This is a genomic window from Aquimarina brevivitae, assembly GCF_004216895.1.
Lineage (GTDB): Bacteria > Bacteroidota > Bacteroidia > Flavobacteriales > Flavobacteriaceae > Aquimarina > Aquimarina brevivitae.
In genome coordinates this window covers 1398465-1419432 of record NZ_SGXE01000001.1, presented here as the reverse complement: position 1 = coordinate 1419432, position 20968 = coordinate 1398465, and the positions used below count along the sequence as shown (strand labels likewise).

21 protein-coding genes are annotated in these 20968 nt (G+C 33.7%); 11 read left to right on the top strand and 10 right to left on the bottom strand.

The window, feature by feature from the left end:
• Window positions 1-52 precede the first annotated feature (52 nt).
• The 7 genes from EV197_RS06135 to EV197_RS17230 all read left to right on the top strand — a co-directional run bounded on the left by EV197_RS06135 (window position 53) and on the right by EV197_RS17230 (window position 3620).
• Window positions 53-502 carry a ferritin-like domain-containing protein gene (locus EV197_RS06135; RefSeq protein ID WP_130285845.1) on the top strand — a complete coding sequence of 150 codons (450 nt, stop codon included), beginning with the start codon at window positions 53-55 and terminating at the stop codon, window positions 500-502.
• Between the two features lie 106 nt (window positions 503-608).
• A complete protein-coding gene (locus EV197_RS06130) occupies window positions 609-1313 on the top strand; it encodes an SOS response-associated peptidase family protein (protein ID WP_130285844.1) in 705 nt (234 codons plus the stop codon).
• A gap of 280 nt (window positions 1314-1593) precedes the next feature.
• Window positions 1594-1755: a DUF1328 family protein gene (locus EV197_RS06125; protein ID WP_130285843.1), complete on the top strand. Its 162-nt coding sequence runs from the start codon at window positions 1594-1596 to the stop codon at window positions 1753-1755.
• Between the two features lie 26 nt (window positions 1756-1781).
• A complete protein-coding gene (locus EV197_RS06120) occupies window positions 1782-1961 on the top strand; it encodes a hypothetical protein (protein WP_165389006.1) in 180 nt (59 codons plus the stop codon).
• Between the two features lie 97 nt (window positions 1962-2058).
• Complete coding sequence (locus tag EV197_RS06115; protein ID WP_130285841.1) at window positions 2059-2376, top strand: hypothetical protein; 318 nt, start codon at window positions 2059-2061, stop codon at window positions 2374-2376.
• A gap of 9 nt (window positions 2377-2385) precedes the next feature.
• The gene (locus EV197_RS06110; protein WP_130285840.1) at window positions 2386-3459 is read left to right on the top strand and encodes an AI-2E family transporter; all 1074 of its coding nucleotides are present in this window, start codon (window positions 2386-2388) and stop codon (window positions 3457-3459) included.
• A 32-nt stretch (window positions 3460-3491) separates the two neighbouring features.
• Window positions 3492-3620 (top strand): hypothetical protein, encoded by a 129-nt coding sequence (locus EV197_RS17230; RefSeq protein ID WP_278042371.1) that lies wholly within the window; start codon window positions 3492-3494, stop codon window positions 3618-3620.
• Between the two features lie 76 nt (window positions 3621-3696).
• On the opposite strand, the gene EV197_RS06105 is transcribed toward EV197_RS17230, so the two are convergent.
• Window positions 3697-4110: an arsenate reductase family protein gene (locus EV197_RS06105; RefSeq protein WP_130285839.1), complete on the bottom strand. Its 414-nt coding sequence runs from the start codon at window positions 4108-4110 to the stop codon at window positions 3697-3699.
• 132 nt (window positions 4111-4242) lie between these two features.
• On the opposite strand from EV197_RS06105, the gene cls reads away from it, so the two are divergent.
• Entirely contained in the window at window positions 4243-5664 is a 1422-nt protein-coding gene (gene cls / locus EV197_RS06100) for a cardiolipin synthase (RefSeq protein ID WP_130285838.1), read from the top strand.
• 9 nt (window positions 5665-5673) lie between these two features.
• Here cls and EV197_RS06095 read toward each other — a convergent pair whose 3' ends face one another.
• The 5 genes from EV197_RS06095 to EV197_RS06075 are packed head-to-tail and all read right to left on the bottom strand — an operon-like array spanning window position 5674 to window position 13750.
• Complete coding sequence (locus EV197_RS06095) at window positions 5674-6570, bottom strand: DUF6268 family outer membrane beta-barrel protein (protein WP_130285837.1); 897 nt, start codon at window positions 6568-6570, stop codon at window positions 5674-5676.
• A 3-nt stretch (window positions 6571-6573) separates the two neighbouring features.
• The gene (locus EV197_RS06090; RefSeq protein ID WP_130285836.1) at window positions 6574-10299 is read right to left on the bottom strand and encodes a metallophosphoesterase; all 3726 of its coding nucleotides are present in this window, start codon (window positions 10297-10299) and stop codon (window positions 6574-6576) included.
• Between the two features lie 6 nt (window positions 10300-10305).
• Window positions 10306-11844 (bottom strand): GH3 family acyl-acid amido synthetase, encoded by a 1539-nt coding sequence (locus EV197_RS06085; RefSeq protein WP_130285835.1) that lies wholly within the window; start codon window positions 11842-11844, stop codon window positions 10306-10308.
• Window positions 11832-13073 (bottom strand): Pycsar system effector family protein, encoded by a 1242-nt coding sequence (locus EV197_RS06080; protein ID WP_130285834.1) that lies wholly within the window; start codon window positions 13071-13073, stop codon window positions 11832-11834. The genes EV197_RS06085 and EV197_RS06080 overlap by 13 nt, the downstream gene beginning before the upstream one ends.
• Before the next feature lie 44 nt (window positions 13074-13117).
• Entirely contained in the window at window positions 13118-13750 is a 633-nt protein-coding gene (locus EV197_RS06075; RefSeq protein ID WP_242610692.1) for a hypothetical protein, read from the bottom strand.
• Between the two features lie 150 nt (window positions 13751-13900).
• On the opposite strand from EV197_RS06075, the gene EV197_RS06070 reads away from it, so the two are divergent.
• The 3 genes from EV197_RS06070 to EV197_RS06060 all read left to right on the top strand — a co-directional run bounded on the left by EV197_RS06070 (window position 13901) and on the right by EV197_RS06060 (window position 15574).
• Complete coding sequence (locus EV197_RS06070) at window positions 13901-14794, top strand: YihY/virulence factor BrkB family protein (RefSeq protein WP_130285833.1); 894 nt, start codon at window positions 13901-13903, stop codon at window positions 14792-14794.
• 88 nt (window positions 14795-14882) lie between these two features.
• The gene (locus EV197_RS06065) at window positions 14883-15104 is read left to right on the top strand and encodes a hypothetical protein (protein WP_130285832.1); all 222 of its coding nucleotides are present in this window, start codon (window positions 14883-14885) and stop codon (window positions 15102-15104) included.
• A 113-nt stretch (window positions 15105-15217) separates the two neighbouring features.
• Window positions 15218-15574, top strand: coding sequence for a hypothetical protein (locus EV197_RS06060; protein WP_207224190.1), 357 nt, complete (start codon window positions 15218-15220; stop codon window positions 15572-15574).
• 85 nt (window positions 15575-15659) lie between these two features.
• On the opposite strand, the gene EV197_RS06055 is transcribed toward EV197_RS06060, so the two are convergent.
• The 4 genes from EV197_RS06055 to EV197_RS06040 are packed head-to-tail and all read right to left on the bottom strand — an operon-like array spanning window position 15660 to window position 20824.
• Window positions 15660-17078, bottom strand: coding sequence for a TolC family protein (locus EV197_RS06055; RefSeq protein WP_130285830.1), 1419 nt, complete (start codon window positions 17076-17078; stop codon window positions 15660-15662).
• 23 nt (window positions 17079-17101) lie between these two features.
• Entirely contained in the window at window positions 17102-18469 is a 1368-nt protein-coding gene (locus EV197_RS06050; RefSeq protein ID WP_130285829.1) for an HlyD family secretion protein, read from the bottom strand.
• An 8-nt stretch (window positions 18470-18477) separates the two neighbouring features.
• Entirely contained in the window at window positions 18478-20145 is a 1668-nt protein-coding gene (locus tag EV197_RS06045) for a peptidase domain-containing ABC transporter (RefSeq protein ID WP_130285828.1), read from the bottom strand.
• A complete protein-coding gene (locus EV197_RS06040) occupies window positions 20138-20824 on the bottom strand; it encodes a TetR/AcrR family transcriptional regulator (RefSeq protein WP_130285827.1) in 687 nt (228 codons plus the stop codon). Before EV197_RS06040 ends, EV197_RS06045 begins: the two co-directional genes overlap by 8 nt.
• Window positions 20825-20968 lie beyond the last annotated feature (144 nt).

Here is a 20968-nt window from a genome sequence, read left to right as displayed (position 1 = left end):
TGCATACGGTAAGCATTAAATGATAATTACCGCTCACTTTAAAATAACACATATGGATACGTATACAGAAAAAGTCAGTACTAAATTAAATGACTTATTAGAACGAACTTACGACGCGGAAAAAGGGTTTAAAAAAGCGGCTTCTAACGTTAAAAATAAAGCACTAAAAAATTATTTTACTTCTAAAGCGCAAGAGCGTTACGATTTTGGGCACGAATTGAAAAGTGAAATCAAATCTTTTGGACAAAAAGTAAACAAAGGAGGGAGTAATTTAGGTGCTGCTCACAGAACTTGGATGGATATTAAAAATTTACTATCAAGTGATAATGAAGAATCAATGTTAGAAGAAGCTATACGTGGCGAAAAGTCTGCAGTTGACGAATACCAAGAGGTGCTTAAAGAAACTACACTACCGCCAAGTACAGAAAATGTGCTGCTAAAGCAAAAAGAACAGATTGAAAATGGTCTAAATACTATTAAACGTTTAGAAGATTTAAGTTAGTTATCTTTTATTAATCAACTATAAATAGAGGGTACTCTGGTACCCTCTGTTTAATTAGACCAAAACGTGTGGATAATTTTTTCATTCACATAACTGCTAAACAACCATGTTTTATAAATTATCAAATAGCGTTACCAAAAAACAGTTAGAACACGAGATCGGTATGCCATTTGAGCATCCTAACATATATTGCCCAAATCCTATTGTAGACGGCCTCAAAGAAACAACATTACCAATTATCATAGCAGAAAAACCAAAGGTGATATCTCACGGAATTTGGGGTATTTTACCCAAAGAATATGAAGGCAGTTGGGAGGATTTTCAAAATGTTTACAATACACTTAACTTTACTGCTTCTGAAATAAAAACAAATTCAATTTATAGCCATGCTTATCAAAACAGAAGGTGCCTAATTATTGTTGATGGTTTTTTTACATCATACTACATGCATAAAAAGATGTATCCAATTTATGTGTTTAATTCAACTAAAAAACCATTTTTTATAGCGGGTATTTATAATAAACTTAGTGATGGTTTTATAACATGTTCTTTGCTCCTTAAAAAAGCCACTTCTTTTATTTCCAAAATTCAAAATTTAACTAGCCTAATGCCTGCTATCATTGATCCTCAATTCAAAGACGAGTGGTTGAATAGCAATACAGATCTTAAGGAAATAGATCACATACTTCAACAACAATCCGAGATCACATTAAAAGCGCATCCAATAGCACGTGATTTTTACGAGCAGGGTATCATCTATGAATCCATTCTTGATCCAGTCTATTATAACCAAGAGTTGATTTTCGATTAATGTAAACCACTATTAATTTTTGTAACAAATGCTAATCGTAGTAAAATAATCCATTAAAAAAACAAAACATTTAAGGGTCTCCAAAATTAATATGTTTTAATAGTCTGTTTTCAATGTCTTGTATTTTACTCGAGGATAATCATAAATAATGTTATACATAACTACACAACATTATGGGATTAAACACTAGGTATTGAGTCAACAATACTGGCTATAGCGTCAATGAAAACTTTAAAAATTAGTGATATTGAAAGTATTACTAACAATAAAAAAACAAACTATGTTACGATGGACCGTTATTTTTGTCATACTTGCTATTGTCGCTGCGATATTTGGATTTGGAGGAATTGCAGCTGGAGCTGCTAGCATTGCTAAAATATTATTCTTCATATTTATTGTACTATTCTTAGTTTCCTTAGTACTTGGAAGAAAAAAAATTTAAATACCAATCAACATTAATTTACAATTATGAAAAAAAGTTTAATAACACTTTTACTAGTTCTTTTTACAGTTTCGTTAACCACAATTAGTTGTAGAGAGCAAAAGTCAACAGGTGAAAAAGTTGAGGAAGCTGCAGAAGATGCCGCAGACGATATGGAAGATGCAGCAGAAGAAGTTGGAGATGCTGTAGAAGATGCAACGGATTAAAATAATTTCTAAAAAGGTATGATATCTGATTAAGTTATGAATTATAGATTATAAGGTGTCATACCTTCTTTAAAAAAAACGATAAAATTTAAATACTATGAGTACAAAACCTAAGAAGAATGAGAGAGATTATCTAGATGATTATCAAGATCAGGGATATACCTCATCATTTAGAATAAAAGATGAATCTTTGGTGGATGTGGATTCTAAAAAAGAATATAAACCTAAAGATGTAAAAATAGTAGCTGAACATCGGTTTGAAGGCATGACAAACCCTTCAGATTTATCTATACTTTATGTAATAGAAACTAAGGACACTAAAGGAACAGTATTAGCTGCCTACGGTCCTAATGCTAATTTAGAGCTAGCGGAGTTTTTTAAACAAATACCTGAAGAAAATATTTCTAAAAAATAAATTCCTTTTATGTCTAAAAAAAAGGAAAGTCAGTTTGCCATTTCAGACTTTAGTAAAAAGGTTTTAAAGGCAACGATAATAATACTATTGTGCATACTGTTAACCATTTTGTTATTAAAGGGTTTTAAAATTTTACTACTAATATTATCTGGTATTTTAGTAGCTACTTTCTTTAGAGGAATTGCTTCCTTTATTCAGCAACTCTTTTCGATTGGAGAAAAATGGGCTTTACTTATCGGTATCGTTAGTATGCTTTTAACGCTCACAGGTACGGGATATGTACTATACCCCAGTATTTCAGATCAATTGAATGAGTTAGAGAATGAATTACCCAAAGCAGCCAAAAAAACTGAAAGTAAATTAAACGCTTCTCCGGTTGGTAAATGGGTTATATTTCAACTCAAAGGATATAAACAACAGTACCAACAAAATAGTGAAAAGCTTACGTTATTTTTCAGTTCCTTTTTTGGAGGCTTAGCCGATATTTATATTATTTTCTTTCTGGGTTTATTCTTTATGGTTCAGCCAGATGTTTATATCAATGGATTCATACGGCTTTTTCCATTACATAGACGAAAGCGTGCACAACAAGTAATAGACACAACGGCATATACCTTAAAAAGATGGCTGTTAGGCAAAGTATTTTCAATGATAGTAGTAGGAGTGTTAACAGGAATAGGACTCTCCATATTGGGTATACCATTGGCATTAACGTTAGCAATATTTGCCACTTTAGTTACTTTCATTCCTAACTTTGGTCCAATTTTGTCATTGATACCTGCATTTTTAATAGCATTTACCATTGGAGCGGATTATGCAGTATATGTATGTATTCTTTATGCAGCTATACAAGCTCTGGAAAGCAATATTATTACGCCGATGATACAACGAAAAATGATATCCTTTCCACTGGCTTTGGTATTAATGGCACAAGTTGTACTAGGGGTATTTACAGGTATTCTTGGATTAATCTTAGCCGTTCCTATTGTAGCAATTGTTGTGGTATTGGTCAAAATGATCTACTTACAAGATATTCTGCAAGATGATCAAATTACCATTGAAAATATGGGTAATAAAAATTAAATAACTGATTGTATAATTTTAAAATAATTAAAATGGATAAGAAATTTGAACGAAAAGAAAGAGAAAAACCATTAACAGATTTAGGTAAACCAACAAAGAAGAATAAAAGACCTTCTTTAGATGAAGATAACATACACGAGAAGAAGAATGAAAAAGAATAAAATAAAAATACCTAAATGATAAGGGGTTTAAATAATTGTATTTAAACCCCTTTTTATTTGATAATTTAAGAATATCTTATTTAGCTGGGTTTCTTGATACTCCAGCGCTATCCGGATCTAAATATTTTACAAAATCAGAAGGCGAGTGTATAGCGTAGAATTTACCATCTACAATTACTATAGGATTCGCCATTAGTTGTGGTTGCTTTTCTAATATTTTTAAATAATGATGTTCATCGTATAAGTCCACTTTATCGCCATACTCTTTTTTAAAATCAGGATGGTCTTGATTGATCAAATCTTTAATCGAACCTTTCAAGCCTTCGGCAATTTCTGACCATTGAGTTCCTGTAATTTTTGTTTGTGAAGCATCAATAGCTAAAATTCCTTTTTTGGAAGCACTTACATAGGCATAAGTTTGTTTACCTAAAGTAGTCCCTGAATGGTAGATTAATGTAACTTTATTATTGTCTGTTGCTAATACACCCATATTCATAATATTCAATTTCTACATAAAGTATGAATAACAAGTTAAATTTATTTCCGTAATCCATAAATACTTTAACTTTAAAGCTAACTAATTTTAACACTATAATTAGTCAACCTACCAAACGTATCCTGAATGATAACTGCCATTATAATTTATAGCTGTATAAATCTCTTCGCCATATTTAACGTAATGCTATATGGGGCAAGACCTGCAAAATCCTTAAGCTGGATATTGATCATCTTAATTCTACCTTATCTAGGGGCATTATTATATTTAGTCTTCGGGCTCAATAGAAGAAGATTTAAATTCTTTACCCTAAAACAAACCACTAAGAGAAAACTGTATGATATCAACCATCAACAGCAGAAAGGAGAACATACCAAAGTTGATTTTAAATCCAATCCCGAAAAAAGATTAATTACATTAATAGGCAATAATTCTAAATTTTATGCCACTATAGGCAACGAGGTAACTGTTTTAAATGAAGGCAAACAGACTTTTGAAAAAATTTTTAAAGAGCTACAAAAGGCAAAAAACTTTATTCATTTACAATATTACATATTTGAAACAGGCGAAATTTTAGACCAATTATATGAGCTATTTAAAGAAAAAAGAGAACAAGGAGTTGAGATTAGGATCATCTACGATGCTATTGGCAGTTTTAGTTGGGATTCAAAATCTATCAATAAATTTAAAGATCTAGGAGTAAAAGTCTTTCCAACTATGCCGCTACATTATGGAAGTTTTCTATTTACGCTGAATTATAGAAACCATAGAAAAATAATTGTTATTGATGGACAGGTTGGCTTCACAGGAGGAGTCAATATTACAGATAAGTATATCAAAAAAATGTCTCCATTAGGCATTTGGGATGACTTACATTTGTGTTTAAAAGGCCCTATTGTAGATAGCTTACATCGAGTTTTTATTAAAGATTACTTTTTTGCTAGTAATAATGAATTATTACTCAATGATACCTATCTACCAAAAATAGATAAAAAAGGTGATCAAACTGTTCAAATTGTTTCTAGTGGCCCGGATTCGGATCATCCTGCCATAATGCAACAATATATTGAAATGATAAATCTGGCTGAGGATTATATCTACATCTCTAACCCCTATTTTATCCCCAACTCTGCTATGCTTGAAGCTATTAGGATTGCCGCGTTAACTGATGTTAAAATCAAGTTGCTGGTGCCTAGCAAACTAGATAGCTGGTTAGCCAAATACAGTATGTTTTCATATTTTCAAGAATTATTGTTTGTCGGGGTAGAAATCTATTTACAAAATGATAACTTTCTACACAGCAAACTTATTATTATGGATGGTAAGATCGCTTCCATAGGTTCAGGTAACTTTGACCACCGCAGCTTTGAACATAATTTTGAGACTAATGCTTTAATTTTTGATGAAGAAATTACCAATCAACTTTGCACCGACTTTATAGAAGGGTGTGACAACTGTACTCAATTAGATTTTGAAACTTATAAAAATCGTCCGTTGCCAAGAAAAATAATGGAAGGTATCGCACGTTTCTTTAGCCCTTTACTCTAAAGAAGCATATTATATCTTAAATTTCAATCCTGCTCTTAGGTATAAAGTGTTTTCATCATTGATCGTCAACACATCCTCGTTATTATTGTTTCGCAATCGAATATCGTTGATTAATGTAAATCCACTGTAAAAATAAAGTAATAAGTGATCTGTAAAATAATGCTCGTAACCAAATCCCCCAAGAGCTATCGTCATAGAAATACTATCGGCTACTCTATTGGTATCACCATTGTTTCCTATAACAAGATTATCTTGTAAATTCGCGTAAAAACCATCTAGTGTGGCAAAAGCCTGAACAATATCCTTATCAGAAAAATAATACTTAAGGTTAGATTTCGGCACTCCTAAGGTGTAGGACCAAGATGCATTAAGCCTTTTCCAGTAATTAATTATGGGTAAAGGAAAAGGTCTACCTGCTGTTGTGGAATATTGAAGCCCTAAAATAAGCCTCCAAGGCTTTATCATTACCTCATTCTTTTTATCTTTTATAAAAAATACAGAAGCTGATACTAAAAGATCATCGTCGTTTAACCCGCCAGAACTAAAATCTGAAGCTGCGAGTAAACCTGCTTTCATAGCATATCGCCAATCATTATTTATTTTAAAGGTATAACCAGCAGACACCTCAAAAGATTTAAATTGATCTAAGTTGGAGCTGTCAAAATCTGTAAAATCTTCATAATCAAATTGAACACTTCTATACTCTAGTCCAGTTACAAAATATGCACCCTTATCATTAAGTTTAATCGGAAAGTTAAGTAATGCTCTAAAGCGTTTAAAAGAATTGTCACTACGTCTTTGTGGAAAAAACGTGTACTCCACCCTGGCCAAATCAGCCACTTGACTATAAGTACAAAAACTGGACAGTATAAAACTTATTAAAAATACGATATTCCTATTTCTCATTCGTTAAATTTTGAACAGTAGTGAAAATGAAAATCTGAGATCTTCTTTTCCTGAAAACAAGTTAAACGTTGCTTGTAATGCATCTGAGCTATTCACCCAAAAACCACCTCCATAATCACTATGCCAGGTATTAGCATCGGCAGCGCCCTTTAGCCACACTCTTCCGCTATCTGCACCTGCAAATACGCCCATTTGTATAGGTAAAAAACGTGTGTTAATGGTTGAAAAACTATACCTAAGGTCAGCGCTACCAGCTAACGCTGTCTGCCCTGAAAACCGTTGATTACGATATCCCCGGAGTAAATTATCACCACCTAACTGAGCTGATTGATAAAATTCATAAGCTCTACCCACCAATATATGAGCATCAACGGCAGTGCGTAATACTAATTTTCTATTTCTTGTTATGGAATTATAAAAACCTAAATATGGTTTTATATACCCAAAAGACCGTTCGATATCATTGGTATTGGTCTTGGCACCTGAGGTTAAATTAAATCTCATTCCTCTGCTTGGATTCTGCTTATTATCATAACTTTCGTAGCCATATGTAGCTTCAACACCAGTAAACCATTGCCGATCAAATAAGCGATCCTGTTCACCAAATATACCTGACTCTTCCAAAAACCTACCGTTAGTTAAATCTACCTCTACACCTTCAACCATCAACTTATAGTTAAAATAACTTCCAAATCTTCCTCGTTTAACTACTCCTAATGAAGTAGCAATTCTACTTATCTTAACCCTATTGTAATCAAATCCTAAACGGTCCTGATCATTGACAGTTTCGTTTCCAAAACCAAAAAAATTCTCTGTGAACTCTGGATTCGTATAAGATCCGAAAATCTGTACATTATAAGTTCCTAAAAGCCCCGCAAACTCCCCTTGATAACCAAGATTAAACCCAGTTGTCGCAGAATTATACATCGCACTAAATTGGTGCCTTTTCGTAAAAGGATTCCTATAAAACCCATAATTGGTAAAAGTACCTGTCAAACCAAACTTAAATCCATCATCCGGATTATAGCCAAAATGAGGTAAGTAGCGATTTGATTTGAAAATTCTTTGATCTCTATCAAATACGTTAATGTGATAATCATCCGTAAATTTAAGCTTAGCACTCCCCTTTTCAATAATGCGATTCGGTTTAGTTTTATAATCGTAAATGGTCGTTTTAGTACCGTTTTCTACAACATAAGAATCATTCTCCTTGCCTCCAATCACTCTAACACGGATCGTTTTTTTTGCTTCTCCGTATATCCTAAAAATGTCCTGATCATCTAAACCATAAATCCACAATTCTTTGGTATCATTGTTATGATAAGTCTCTTCTTTTATGAGATCTGCCTTTTTCCCATCAATAACTGTATAAATTGCTACCCTTGTACTTCCATCAATCTTACGTTCTACCTCTATGTAATCTTTATGGTCTGTACCCGTTATAATACCCAACTTTGCAGCAAAAGAATAATATTGTTTTGCGATTTCCACTATATTGTCCCTTCGAGCCTTTAGATGATCCATCAATTTCGTTGTTGCATTTACTTGCACTTCTTTTGGCAACTGTTCAAATGCCTTTTCAATTATCTCATCTGATAATTGCTCTTTAATCGTACCAGCTTGTTTTACCCAAATATCCTGAGAAGTATTGTGAAGCAAGGTACGATCCAATTGCAATGCAGCGATGTTTAACCATTTGATGTCTTTTATTTCATCTTCATACAATTGAAATTGTTTGGCTGCACCAACTAATCCTCTAAGTGATCCAAAAAAAGCTCCATCATAATTTGAGAAAGCCTGGTCTCTATTTAAGGGTATAGGACGAAAAACATGAGCTCCGTCTTTCTTAGTATAAGCTGCCCAATTCCAATTTCTAGTATTGCGGTTCCAATCTCCGATTAGCATATCAAAAAGTCTAGCTTTGACATAAGCGGACTTATCAAGGCTGTATTTTTTATCACTTCTTAATTGATTATACATTGCAGAGGTATTCAGAATTTCATAAGGTCTACCCCACGCTCCATCATCGATATCTTCATTACTCAATCGGTGTTCAACTAGATATAACTCATCACCAAAATCTGAATTATACTGCTTTAGTTGTTTTTGCTTGGGCACATAATAAAGTTGCAAATCCGGTTGCAATATTTCTAGCTTTTCAGCGAGTTTAGGAATCGCTAAAAAGGCGTAGGGATGCGAAGATGATGAATACCCATTTACAACTTTATCTGATACTAATAGCCTGTACGAGGGAGAGCGATACTTTTCTGTCAACAAAGAAGAGGGATGAAGCAGTGTGCCTTTTTTATTCAATGCCTTAAAGTAATACCCTTTGTTTGATTCATCTTCAAGATAAAGCACTTTGGTCTGTAAATCACTTTCTTTTTGAATGGCTCGTAACCCACCAAATAAGGTATCTAAGTTTGCTACTTCAGCTTTAATTTTGGTGTTATACAAAGATCTATAGGATTCACCCCACATATCTCGATGGAACTCAGTAACAGTTTGCTGATCCTGGTTATAAATTGAAGTTTCCTTATATGAACTACTTATCGCAGGCAAGCTGTCCAGCATTACCTTTTCTTTTTCAGGAAATACTTCTGTAACAAATAATAGCTCTGGAGAGCCGTTCTTAGCTCCATAAAAAGCTACCTGAGAGGATCCGTCTTTATAAATATCTAATCTGGCAAAACCTTGACCTCCATAAGCAAAACGCCCATCATTCCTCAATGCAGCATAAGAATTTTTTGCACCTGCACCTGATACAATTTGCTTTACACCTTTATGTATGATGTATTGTAAAGAATGCTCGTGACCGGAAGCAAATACGATAGGACCCGCGGAAGGTGCTCTGGCCAACGTTGTTAAATTAGAAACTAACTTTTTATACTGTTTATTCATATTATCTTGACTAGAAACGCCACCGCTAGTACGTATCAATTGTGCTAGAGAAGCCAATCCAGGTAAAGGTATTTTTTTTTGAGAAGGATAAAGATGTTTACTGATGGCAAATTTACCACCGTGTACTCCATTGGTGTATAGTGGGTGATGTAAAACAAAAACCGTTGTCTTATGTTGATGCTTAATGAATTCTTTCTCTATAGTAAGTAATAAATCTTCTCTTGTTTTTATATCCTTATTACAATTTTCATTTATAGTAGGATGTTTATCCCAATCCTCCAGATACCATTGAGAGTCCAGTAACATCAATTGAATGTTATCTGTAACTGCTATACTTTCAAAAGCACATCCTGTTTTTGGTTTAAAAATGTTGTTGTCTTTCAATCGCTCTTCAAAATAATCTTCTTCTCTTTTAAGCCCTACTAAACCCTCGTTATACCAATCGTGATTACCAGGAATAAAATATATCTTACCATTAAAATTTTGTACTGACTCTATTTGTACGTTTAGTCGATGCTCGGCGATTTGGCGATCACTCGCCCCTTTTTCGGGCATGCCATCAGGATAAATATTATCTCCAAGAAAAATAGCGTAGTTACCTTGTTGTTTATTATGCGCTAAATATTTTTCTAAAGCCAACAAAGCGGGAGTGCTTTTTTCTGGTTTAGCATATCCAGCATCACCTATTAAATAAAAAGTTTTCTCGATTGGCTTCGTTGAAGTGATTGCGGACGCCTCAAAGGGTTCTTTATATTTTGGCTCATAAGAGGCACACCCCAATAGGGTTATCCAAATTAATTGATATAATAGATATTTGTATTCCCTCATATAATTTTACCCTAAACTTGGATTTAATTGCTTTTTTATAAATGACTCCCAGTCTTTAAACTTTTCTTCAGACATAACACGCTCCATTTTTACCTGTCCTCCTTTTTTCTTTTGCGCTCCACTCCATTCGGCAAATAATTGTGGAGAAATGGTAGTCACTTTAACTCCTTTTAAGGCTTTGCTTCTAGCTACCTTATAATTTTTATTGGCATTCTGCAAACTCTCATCCAAAGCTGAAGCGAGTTTTTTGTAAGCTACATCAGTTTCTGTACCTAAGTACCAATGATGGTAAAATTCTCCATCAATCCGAGTCGCTGCAAGCGTAAATTCAGGTATTTTTATGTCAAACTGTTTTTCCAATTCTCGTAAAGCTGTGTTCATTTTATTAACTGAGAGCTGTGATCCTACTACATTCAGAAAAAATTTAGTTCTACCTGTTATTTTTATTTCTGCACGCTCTTTATTTGTAAACTCAATAGTATCACCAATAAGGTATCGCCAAGCTCCAGAAACTGTACTAATAAGTAGTACATAATCCTGTCCTTCTTCTACTTGAGACAAATCCAAACTTGGAGCCTCTTGTTTTAGGGAACCATCTGAATTGATATATTCTGGTTTAAATGGGACAAACTCAAAATAGATTCCGTTGTCCGTAATTAGCTTCATAGCATTTGTTTCTGGTCTTTGCTGATAGGCTAAAAATCCTTCAGATGCTAAATATGTATCAATAACTGTGATCGGATGCGCTAGTAAACTATTGAAGCTTTTTTCATAAGGTTCAAAAGCTACTCCGCCAGAGGTATATACCTGTAGGTTAGGCCAAATATCGTGTATGGTTTTTACCCCGTGATAATCAATAACCTCCTGTATCATCAACTCCATCCAAGAAGGAATACCAGACAACGCTCCGATATCCCAATCTTTTGCCTTTTGTGCAATCCTTTTAACCCGATCATCCCAATTGTCTATTTGAGCAATTTCTTTGCCGGGTTTATAATAGCCTTCAAACCAAAATGGAATATTACTAGCACTAATACCACTAATCTCGCCCTCTAAATGATCATCTTTTTCTTTAAGATCAGTGGAACTCCCTAACATCATAATTTCCTTTTCATAAAATGATGCCGGTAAATCAAAATTAGCTAAGGCTTCTACTTGTTTTATTCCTGCCGATCGAATGGATTCAATCATATCTTGAGTGACAGGAATACGCTTGCTTGTTTTACCAGTTGTACCAGAGCTCAATGCATAATAATCAGGTATTCCCGGCCAGGTAACATGTTCTTCTCCCTCTAATAACTGACTCCACCATTGTTCATAAATTTGATGATAATCAAAATAGGGAACTTGCTCGGCAAATGCTTTTTGTAAATCGCTTGATTTTAAGATTTCATCAAATTTAAAGGTTTTACCAAATTTGGTGTCCTTAGCTTTTACCAATAATTTTTCCAGCTCTCTTTGCTGCGCTTCGATGTGATCCACTTCTGTGGTCAGTGTATCTTTAAGGTGAACTGCTCCTTTAATTAATGATCCTATGATAGCCATGTTGTTGATTTTATTAATACTGTTGTACTTACTTCATTTACCCACTCCATTCCCCAAAAAGCGATAATAAAGGCTATAACTGACAAAATAATACCAATCATAAACACAATATAAGTGGTTTTAAGTAAGGTGTATTTTTTCTTTAACACAAGACCTAACAGGTACAAGTCCTTCGTTAACATCTGGTAAACATATTGCTTATCTTCTATTACCTGATCAATAGCTTTTTGATATTTTTCGTAAGGCATCTTATAAAAATTACCAAAAAAGAGCAGATTTACTTTTTTGTTTTTTACTTGCTCCTGGGTAAATTCTCCTCCGGTTACTTTAGGCTGAGTAGACATAATAGAAAGAATGATAGAAGCGACACTAAACAGCACCAATACTAAACTTGGTATTAATAAATGTTTGTTAGATGGTGCATCTAGTTTAGGAATAAGGTTAGCCAGTGCCAAAGAAATGATGATTGCATTTACAGAGAGTAAGATATTCGCTTTAGTGTCTGCAATATCACTTAGCTTAATATGATTCCGCAGTGTTACTCTATATAATGTTTGTATTCCTCTTTCCGGGCTTTGGTCTTTATATTTGGCTTTGAGCTGTGCTTTTAGGACTTCTTTTTTTTGCTTCTTTTTCCTTTTTTTGTTTTTCTTCAATAAGCTAATCAAATGATCATTTTTAATCGGATCCCAATTAAGGATAGCGTATTTAGTATAATACTTATGGGTCTGCGTAAACAACTTAATGTTTTCGTCTCGCCATTCCTTAGCCCCGTATGATGCTATACCTAACAAATTAATTTCTTGGCGTAGTAATTCACTAACGTCTTTAAAATAGTCTTTAGCAAAATGAGATGAATCTGCATCTTTAATGATTTCTTCTAAAAGCGTGGTGGGTTTTTCGCCATTTTTAGTAACTCGTATACATCGAATAACGTTTTCAATTATGTGATTCTTAGTTTTATGTTTTTTAAGAAATTCTTCCGCAATAAGTACCGATTTTTCCTCGTGATTTTCATCACCTTTGACGTAGCCACTATCATGAAACCAAGCGGCTAACAACACAATCTCTTTTTCCTCGTCTGTAACATCCGTGTTTTCTAAAATTTCCGCACTACTTTCCACCACACGTTGCGTATGTAAAAAATTATGGTAGATGTAGATGCTAGGCAGATTTTCTTTAAAAAGTTTAAAGATATATGCCTCAGCGTTATCGACTAATTGTGTCATGCCTAGTATATTTAGTTTTGAATAAAAAAAGCGAAATGACTGTATTAATTGGTTTGCAATTCATTTACTAACAACAAAATTCTATCTGGAGAAACATAAAACCTTTTTATTCGTTCTTTGTAGCCATCCGACAATTCGCTATGATTTAGAATAAAATGTTTAGTTTTAAGAATATAGTCTGCCATACCGTTTGCCACCGCGTGATAATCTGCTAAGTATTCGGCTTTTCTGATAAATGGCCCTGAAATCAAATATTTAATCCCGAAGAATAATAGATTTAAGGTACTTCTCTCTTTATAATCCATGATATGCCCCAACTCATGACCAATCCAACCTACCAAAACATCTTTTGGTAAATCTTTTAAAGCAAGTGTTAGTCCATCTACCGTAAATCGTTTACTGATTAATATTTTATAAGCTCGATTCCGCCTTCCTTTAAGTAATGTTCTAAACTTAGGTTGGGCTTTCATAAAAGATTTTCTTTGCGTATCTCTTATCTCAAAGTCAATTGTAATATTCTCCAGTTCAGGATAAAAAGACAATGCTTTTTTTACCTCATCATAAATTTCTACGGGTATTTGTTTATTTTCTTGATACAAAATATTAGGATATGAATTTGAATCGGTAAGCATAAATGTAAATAGCGTTATGGGGATAAATAACTTTAATTTTCTCATCGTAAAAAACTAAAATATATGCTGAAGTCAAAACTTATTAATTCATATCCTAAAAAGGATGACTCTTTTACTGATTTACGTCATCTTTTTTAGTAATTAAGCACTCCTTTTTTAACTATTATCCTACTTTTAAATGAAAAATTTGTTCTTATGGTCAAGCCCAAGAAAGGTTTAAAATCCTTTATTTCAATACTCGTTAATACTTTTAATGGTTGGCTTTCTAACCAACCTTTTCAACTGAGTGCAGCGGTAAGTTATTATGCACTATTTTCATTTCCCGCATTAATAATTATTGTTGTACAAACCACTGGACTTTTTTATGAAAAAAGTAAAGTAAAAGGACGTATAATGACCGAAATTCAAAATGTTCTCGGCGCTGAGTCAGCACAAGCGGTAGATAGTATGGTGCGAAATGTAGCAGATACCGATCAATCCACATTTGCGATCATCGTAGGAATCATAACTTTGTTATATGGGGCCACCGGAATGTTTATCTCACTACAAAAATCCTTGAATACAATTTGGAACGTACAGCCCAATCCAAAAAGCGAAATTCTAAAAATGATTAGAGATCGTTTCTTTTCTTTAGGACTTATTCTTATTATTGGTTTTCTATTATTAATATCCTTGGTTTTAACAGCCTTAATCACGGCACTTACAGATTGGTTACAACAACGTTTCCCTGAAATTGTAATCACCCTATTGCAAGCAATTGATTTCTTAATCTCATTAGGCCTTGTAACTGTACTTTTTGCGCTGATATTCAAATATTTACCAGATGTAAAAATTAAATGGAAAGACGTATGGCTAGGTGCTTTTGTAACCGCCATCTTGTTTGTTATTGGTAAATATGGCCTAGGGCTGTATTTTGGTATGGCTGATCCAGGTAGTACTTTTGGTGCTGCAGGATCAATCATTTTAATACTTCTATGGGTCTCCTACTCTAGTTTAATACTTTTTTTTGGAGCTGAGTTCACCCTAGTCATTTCCAAAAAATACAATCGAGGTATTTTACCCGCTTCTTATGCCGAAAAAATGAAATAAACAACTTATTTGTTAATCCTAAGCTAAAACCTATTGTCAAACCCAACATTAATCCTATTTTAGACAAATTTTATTTAGACAAAACTTTATGGAATTAATCTCTAAAGCATTAGAATTCGAGAATAGAAAAATGAGTAATATGTCTACAAGTGACAGAGTTTCTGCATCACGAGAGGCTAAGCAGTTAGTTTTAGACATTAATAAAATCTACAAAAAAAATAATGATCCGGAATTAATGGATCTAATGAAGCGAATTACCGTAAAAAAACAAAAAATTGAAAAAAGGCTGAAAGGAAAGCCTACCGTATAGGGTATGGAGCGAAAGTCTTCTAATTTAGCAACTGTATGATTATTGATTCGTTACTTACGAAAAGAAAAAAATCAAAAAGTTTAAATGAATTAGTAGGCAAGCGGTACTCACTTTTGCAAAAAATAAGGCTAAAAGGAATACGTTCCAAAAAACTGACCATACAAGAAGTTAGCCCAAACTTAAAAAGTTATTTTGCAACACATAATGCTCAATACGGTCATATTGAACTACGACCAAGAGGTATCGTGATACGCGTAAATAAAGGTTTACAGTATTTTGTATGGGCAATTCCATTTTATCAACTTTATATCTATAATTTACCGACACTTAACATCCACGGACAGGGTAAATACGTACTTTTTAAAAATGATAAATTTCTTGAAAAGAATTCTTCGTTTATGCAAAAGTTAAATCAACAAAAAGTACAGTACGATGAAAATCATCCACATATCGATGCTATCGATCTATAGTGGCTTATGCTGTATAAAACAGGTTATAGATAGCCTAGACGAGAATTACTAGAATTTTTATAAATGCACTTTCTACCTATTAGTATCACAAGTCCGTAGGATTAATCGCTAAGGTTTTGAAAAGTTTTGCCTTAGCCTCGAGCCATTTAATTTGTACCTGAATATTTTTTAAGCGCGCATCTATGAGACTTTTTTCTCTAGAGTTAATTAAAAACACTGAACTTTCCCCAAAACTAAATTTTCGGGTTTCAGCATTCAACAGTGCCACATAATCCTGTACAATATTAGTAATGAGATCATTTTGATCCTGTAACGATTCAACTTCCGCGTAGACGGCTAATACCTTATTTTTTAGTTGTAATGCAGTACTTAACCGCTCATACTCTACGTCTTGTAATTTATTTTTAGCCAATCGAAGATCCCCGCGCTCTTTTCTTAAAAATAAAGGGAAATTGAACGTAAGACCTGCTTTATAATTAGCGGTATTGAATGAATCAGTGACATCTGGAGTCTCCGTCAAGAAATTATATTCCAACCCAATATAAGGCAATAATTTATTAGCTTTAAGCCGCTTATCGATTTCTAAACCTTCTATTTTAAAACCTAGTGACCTCAGCTTAGGATGGTTTTCTTGATCAAAATCACTTAATAATCGTCCGTTGATCTGCAAAGCCTGATCAATATAATTCTCTAATGCTACATCAGGTATCACTGATGCTCTTAATTCTACCGGTATATTATTACCTAACCATAAATAGTTCGACAGTTCTAAACGCGCTTTAGTGAGGTCTAAATCTGCTTGCACTAAACTTAAATTTCTATTTTGATACGCTATTTTAGCTTCAACGGTATCAATGATTGCTTTGTCCCCTGCTTCAGCACTTCTTTTTACACCCTGAAAACGTTGAAACGCATTATCTACAAAATCACTAAATAACATACGTTCCTGATAGGCTTTTAACCAATTGAAATATGCTAAACTTGCTTCAAAAAGAATATCGTTAATTAATAAATCTCTATCCGCTTGTGATTGCCCTTCAAAAGCTTTGGCCTTTTTTAACGTAGCCATTCTATCATTGATTAACAGCCCTTGAGCTACAGGTACGGATATACCTGCACTATACAACCCATCGTCTGGTACTGTTCTTTCGGGATTTAGATAAACGCCTTCATTTTGTTCAAATTTACCTTTAAGTTCTATTCCAAACCATGTTGGGATTTTAAACGTAGCGTTCAAAATATCATAATACTCCGTTTCTTTAAATTCCTTTTGACTGTAATCGACTTCCAGCTTGGGGTCAAAACCCCCTCTTGATTTTAATAAATTAGCCTCTGCATTATTAAGTACCAAATTTGCTTGTTTGGCAACAGGATGATATTTCTTTACATAACCTAGATATTCTTTAAAATTCATTACCAGCGTATCCTGAACCGTTTGACTGGTACCTGACAGGGAATTAAAAAAGAAACAAAACCATACTATTTTGATACTAACTATCCTCATTTACTTTTTTCTTAAGACGTAAACTACTTTTTTTCTGGTTTATTAATATTTCCTTTTGAAGAGGTGGACTCTGGATTATAATAATTAGGAGGAAAGCCATTAAGCTGTCTCCATAGCTCAAACCAAATAGGTACATCTTCTAATAAGGCAATGGTCATTGCTCCAGATCCTACTCTAATATCCGTAGGCCAGGGATGATCATTTTCATCCGGCGCGAGTAATATTCGATATTTACCGTTTTTACTAATAAAGGTTTCAATTGCCACCACTTTGCCACCATAAGTACCATAGGATACATTAGGCCAACCACTAAAAACAATTGCCGGCCAACCATCAAACTGAATTCTTACCTCTTCGCCAAGGTGTACCAAAGGTAAATCGATTGGCTCTACAAAGGTCTCTACGGCTAAATCATATTTTGAAGGCATTATCCCAACTAATTCCTCTCCCTCCTTAAAGGTTTCTCCGATACCTGCCTTTATCGCCTTATTGATATAACCGCTCTGAGGTGCTCTGATATAATATAAATCGTTCCGCATCTCGTAATTGGTATACTCATTTTCTAACTTGGTAACCTGCGCTTCTGCGTCGTATTGACTGGATTGTGCGGTGAACATATCGCTTTGGGCTTTGGATACCTTATCCGTATATTCCGCCTGAACTCTATTTAATTCTACCCGTGCATTGATAACTTCGTTCTTACTTGCTAAAAGTTTATTTTCTTGAGATATCAATTTAGCCTGTGTTTCTTGTAGTTTCAACCGTTTCCCTTCAACTTCAGTAAGTGACTTTAAGCCCTCTTTCTCTAATTGCTGTATACGATTAAACTGCCGCTCGGCAATGGTTAAATTAGTTTTAGCTGCTTCTAAATCAATACTGTCGCTTTTTACCTTAAGATTAGCCTGCATCAATTTATTTTTAGCCTGTTCTAACTTTAAGACCCGCTCGTTTTTCAAGGCTTGTATTTGAGCATTTAGTGCATTTACTTTTCCTTTATAAGAATTTAAAGCAAAATTTTTAGATTGAATTTGTTGCCCAGTACGTTCTACTAATTTGGGATCAAAATATTCATTTTTAATTTCGGATATAAAAAGTATCGTATCCCCTTTGGTCACAAAATCTCCTTCTCTTACATACCACTTTTCAATCTTACCTGGTATTGGTGATTGTATGGTTTGAGGTCTTTGATCTGGAGTCAAGGTAGTAACATAACCTGAACCCGAAATATTCTGTGTCCACGGAAGAAATAAGATGATTATCGACATAATAGCAAACGCTCCTAAAAATCTCGAAAATTTCTTATGATCTCCCTTATGCATCACTTTTTTATACGCAGTATATCCAGAAAGATCCACTGTTTTATTCAATTTACTACTTCCAATATTCAGCATTGATACACTTATTTATCATTAACAATTCTTCCTTCATTTATTGTAATTGTTCTACTACAACGTTCAATCCATTTCGGGTTTTGGCTGACTACAACTAAAGCCCAAGGATTAGCAGGATCGGTTAAAAAATCTATGATTCTTGAAACTTCGGGTTCATTAAATTGATCCAAAGGATCTTTAAGAATTAACAATCTAGGTTTACGTACTATACTACGTGCCAATACAATCTTCTTAGACACCGTATATGGGATTTGTTGCCCCTCAGGATATATTATAGTTTGTAATCCATTTGGTTGCTGTTTCACAAAATCTGTTAAACCCATTTTTTCAATAGCCCACATTACTTGTTCTGTAGAAATATCAGGATTTCCAAATGTAATATTTTCTCTTAAAGTGCCTTCAAAAGGAGATTCTTCGGTCAAAGATTGACCAAGATGCGATCGATAATAATTAAGATTAATCCCTCTTAAATTGATATTATTGATAAATATGTTACCGGATGTTGGCTCAATTAAACCTGCTATGGTACGTAATAATGTGGTTTTACCAGATCCATTAGGCCCATTAATTAATATGGTGCAAGTAGGAGTAATCGTAAAACTAATCTTATCTAAGATTAATTTACCTTCATTAAATGGCTCGAATGAAACATCTTTTAATTCTACCTCGAAACCCTCATTTTCTTGAAATGGTTTTTCTCCCTCTTGTGGTTCTAATTCTTTGTCTACAACTTGCCCCAGCTTTTCTAAAGAAGTTAACACATCATAAAAGGATTCTAATCCTAAAATTAACTTTTCCACGGACCCGATGACTAATACGATGATAATTTCAGCAGCTACAAATTGACCAATATTCATTTCTTGGTTTAACACTAAAATACCACCGATAAGTAATAAACCTGCCGTAACCAAAACTTTAAAACCAATCATTTGTATAAACTGAATGATCAAGACTTTAAAGTGGCTTTCCCTAGCATCAAGATATTCTGACACCAAGGAGTCATTTTTAGAAACAGCATGATTAGTTTTACCCGAAAGCTTAAAACTTACTATTGTTCTGGCCACTTCTTGTATCCAATGTGCTACCTTATACTTACTTTTAGATTCTTTAAGACTGGTTTCCATACCACGCTGTGCCGTATATTTAAAAACGATATATATCAATAACAGCAATAGCAAACCATAAATTATAAAAAATGGATGGTAGAATGATAGTAAGGTTAACCCAAAAATAATTTGCAAAAGCGCTGTTGGAAAATCCACTAAAATTTTAGCTAAGGATTTCTGTGCGGTAAGCGTATCAAAAAAGCGGTTTGCAAGCTCTGGAGGGTAATAATTACGTAACTCACTCATTTTTATTTTCGGAAAGCGATATGAAAATTCAAAAGAAGCCCTCGTAAAAATCTTTTGCTGAACATTTTCAATTATTCTAATTTGCATAAGCTGTAGAACCCCCACAAAAGCAACACCAAGGGTCACTAAGATGACCAGTATGATCCAAGAAGTACTAATCTGTGCTCCTTGAATTAAGTTTATAATTGCTTGTATACCTAGTGGTAAAGATAGATTTACAAATCCAGCAAAAATTGCATAATAAAAGGTTTGAAAAATATCCTTTTTATCTAACTCTAACAATCCTATTAATCTCTGCCAAGCGGTTAAAATTGATTTACTCATTAGAAGTATTGTTTAAGGATTTAAAAGCCAAGTCTACAAAATAATCTGAAGGGGAAACTGTATCATTACAATTCGTCAATGATTCAAAATGCTCTACTAAAAAATGTTGATGAAGCGCTCCCTCCACAATTGTACTCGCCAAACTTGCAGGGAAATTATAGCTTATATCTACTTCTTTTATCATATCACTTATTCTATTCACTAAACGTTTGTATTTTGAAAAATACCCTTCCTTATTTTCTTTATCCACCTTTTTGGTTAAATACGATTTAGAGTATTCGTTAATCACAATTTTATTTAGAAGCACTTCGTTGATGTACGAAAAGGCATTATCTTGTTCTATAGGCTCTGTTACAATTTGAATCGCAGTCTTTAACTTATTAATTGGATCAGAAATGCTATGTGTTGCGAAAACCAACTTATATTCCAACCAGCCCCAATACCAAGAAGTTAAATACAGTAACAACATATGTTTATTTTCAAAATATCGGTAAATAGAGCTTTCATTAGAGCCTATCTTGGCACCAAGCTTTTTAAACGTAAAGCTTTCAAAGCCAATTTCATCAATTAAAATGATACTGGTTTCTATAATTCTTTTACCCAAGTCTGATGACTCCGGGTCTTTTATAAAAACCTTCTCATTAATCTTAACCTTAAGATCTCCTATTAAATCCTTCACGACACTAACGATTTAGAATAATGCTCACAAATGTAATAGTAATACTATCGAACTACAATAGTTTAACTTTTATTTAACCCCAATGTTTTAATGGGTTTTAACGTAATTATTAAATTTGCAATAAATAGAGGTGAATGTTTAATA

Coding starts and splice junctions, on each gene's coding strand:
- EV197_RS06085 (WP_130285835.1), bottom strand. CDS start 11,844: ATGGCTATCATAGGATCATTAATTAAAGGAGCAGTTCACCTTAAAGAT.
- EV197_RS06095 (WP_130285837.1), bottom strand. CDS start 6,570: ATGAGAAATAGGAATATCGTATTTTTAATAAGTTTTATACTGTCCAGT.
- EV197_RS17230 (WP_278042371.1), top strand. CDS start 3,492: ATGGATAAGAAATTTGAACGAAAAGAAAGAGAAAAACCATTAACAGAT.
- EV197_RS06115 (WP_130285841.1), top strand. CDS start 2,059: ATGAGTACAAAACCTAAGAAGAATGAGAGAGATTATCTAGATGATTAT.
- EV197_RS06110 (WP_130285840.1), top strand. CDS start 2,386: ATGTCTAAAAAAAAGGAAAGTCAGTTTGCCATTTCAGACTTTAGTAAA.
- EV197_RS06075 (WP_242610692.1), bottom strand. CDS start 13,750: ATGAGAAAATTAAAGTTATTTATCCCCATAACGCTATTTACATTTATG.
- EV197_RS06125 (WP_130285843.1), top strand. CDS start 1,594: ATGTTACGATGGACCGTTATTTTTGTCATACTTGCTATTGTCGCTGCG.
- EV197_RS06135 (WP_130285845.1), top strand. CDS start 53: ATGGATACGTATACAGAAAAAGTCAGTACTAAATTAAATGACTTATTA.
- cls (WP_130285838.1), top strand. CDS start 4,243: ATGATAACTGCCATTATAATTTATAGCTGTATAAATCTCTTCGCCATA.
- EV197_RS06130 (WP_130285844.1), top strand. CDS start 609: ATGTTTTATAAATTATCAAATAGCGTTACCAAAAAACAGTTAGAACAC.
- EV197_RS06090 (WP_130285836.1), bottom strand. CDS start 10,299: ATGAGGGAATACAAATATCTATTATATCAATTAATTTGGATAACCCTA.
- EV197_RS06120 (WP_165389006.1), top strand. CDS start 1,782: ATGAAAAAAAGTTTAATAACACTTTTACTAGTTCTTTTTACAGTTTCG.
- EV197_RS06070 (WP_130285833.1), top strand. CDS start 13,901: ATGGTCAAGCCCAAGAAAGGTTTAAAATCCTTTATTTCAATACTCGTT.
- EV197_RS06080 (WP_130285834.1), bottom strand. CDS start 13,073: ATGACACAATTAGTCGATAACGCTGAGGCATATATCTTTAAACTTTTT.
- EV197_RS06105 (WP_130285839.1), bottom strand. CDS start 4,110: ATGGGTGTATTAGCAACAGACAATAATAAAGTTACATTAATCTACCAT.
- EV197_RS06045 (WP_130285828.1), bottom strand. CDS start 20,145: ATGAGTAAATCAATTTTAACCGCTTGGCAGAGATTAATAGGATTGTTA.
- EV197_RS06050 (WP_130285829.1), bottom strand. CDS start 18,469: ATGCTGAATATTGGAAGTAGTAAATTGAATAAAACAGTGGATCTTTCT.
- EV197_RS06055 (WP_130285830.1), bottom strand. CDS start 17,078: ATGAGGATAGTTAGTATCAAAATAGTATGGTTTTGTTTCTTTTTTAAT.
- EV197_RS06065 (WP_130285832.1), top strand. CDS start 14,883: ATGGAATTAATCTCTAAAGCATTAGAATTCGAGAATAGAAAAATGAGT.